Here is a 1380-nt window from a genome sequence, read left to right on the forward strand (position 1 = left end):
CATGTGTGGACACCCCCGCGGTCAAGCCCGCATTCGCAAAATAATCTCACACCGGTTCAGTGCTCTCATGTGTCCGGCCTTTGTGGTTGCAGCAAGTCCGGCTGCGGGCCCTGATGAAGTCCGCGGATCATGGTCCCTATCAAAATTGCGCATACATAGATGCTGCTACGCGAACGGGTTGTCCTGATCCCCGGCTGGTACCGGTATTCATCATTTCACGGTGCACGCTCTCCCGATCCTATAAATCCGTTTCTCGTCTTTCTTACAAAGCTAAGGCGGCTCGCTGAGGCTGATAGTCAGTACCTCTCGCCATGACTGCCCACGCTATTCTTGCCAACTTGTTTGCCAGTGCCACTGACGCGAGCCGCGCAGGCTTCTTATCCAGAAGCCTGTTCACCCAGCTATAGATTGGTGTGGGCTGTCCTGCTCGGACTCTTCGAATGACGCTAGTCGCCCCGAGCACCAATAACGTCCGCAAGTGCCGGTCGCCGGCTTTCGTTATTCGCCCGTTTCGTTCCTTTCCACCTGACGAATTTGATCGGGGCGTCAGACCCAACCATGCGGCAAAAGCTCGTCCCGATTGAAAGTAGGATGGATCTGGAACCGTGGCAGCAAGCGCTGTTGCGGTGATCTCTCCAACGCCAGGGATCGTCGCCAGCCTTTGGCTGGCTTCACTCGTTCGGTGCCAGCTTCGAAGGCTCTTTTCCAGTGCTCTGACCTCTTCCGTTATCGTGCTGATCTGCTGTGCAAACACCTCCACCAGGGACCGAACGAGCGGCGGAATGCCGACCTCGTCGCCTTCGCGTCCAGTGACGCGGTCGACGAGCTCTGCAATCCGCTCGATCCCGACTGGCGCCACGATACCAAGCTCTGCGAGGTGGCCCCGCAGGGCATTCACCAACATCGTGCGCTGCTTGATCAACAGCGATCGCGTTCTATGAACCATGAGAACTGATTGCTGATCGACGGACTTGATCGGGACGAACCGCATTGTGGGTCTGGTGACCGCTTCGCATATGGCTTCAGCGTCCACCGCGTCATTTTTTCCGCGCTTGATGTACGGTTTCACATACATCGGGTTCATGAGCTTCACTTCATGTCCCATGGCCGAAAGTTCTCTCGCCCAGTGATGCGCGGAAGAGCAGGATTCCATTCCGATAAGGCTGGGTGGAAGCTTTGAAAGAAAGCCGAGAAACTCAGATCTGCGCAACTTCCTCGCTGCCTGGACCTCACCGTTAGCATCCACAACGTGCACCTGGAACACGCGTTTGGCGATATCTATTCCCACTGTATAGTTGGACATCCCGTTCCCTTTCTCCTCATTGATAGTGACCATGATCCGCAGACTGCTTGCGGAGGTTGGGGGTGTCCACACCATCA

Annotated in this window: 1 protein-coding gene; it reads right to left on the reverse strand. The window is 56.1% G+C overall.

Going from position 1 to position 1380, the window contains the following annotated elements:
* Positions 1-262 precede the first annotated feature (262 nt).
* Entirely contained in the window at positions 263-1303 is a 1041-nt protein-coding gene (locus HY26_RS18735; RefSeq protein ID WP_112074348.1) for an IS110 family transposase, read from the reverse strand.
* Between the last annotated feature and the right edge of the window lie 77 nt (positions 1304-1380).

Origin of the sequence: Hyphomonas sp. GM-8P, assembly GCF_003263315.1 — a bacterium.
In the GTDB taxonomy this organism is placed as follows: domain Bacteria; phylum Pseudomonadota; class Alphaproteobacteria; order Caulobacterales; family Hyphomonadaceae; genus Hyphomonas.

Bases quoted from the DNA above. Each gene is read 5' to 3' on its own strand.
- HY26_RS18735 (WP_112074348.1), bottom strand. From the start codon at position 1,303: ATGTCCAACTATACAGTGGGAATAGATATCGCCAAACGCGTGTTCCAG.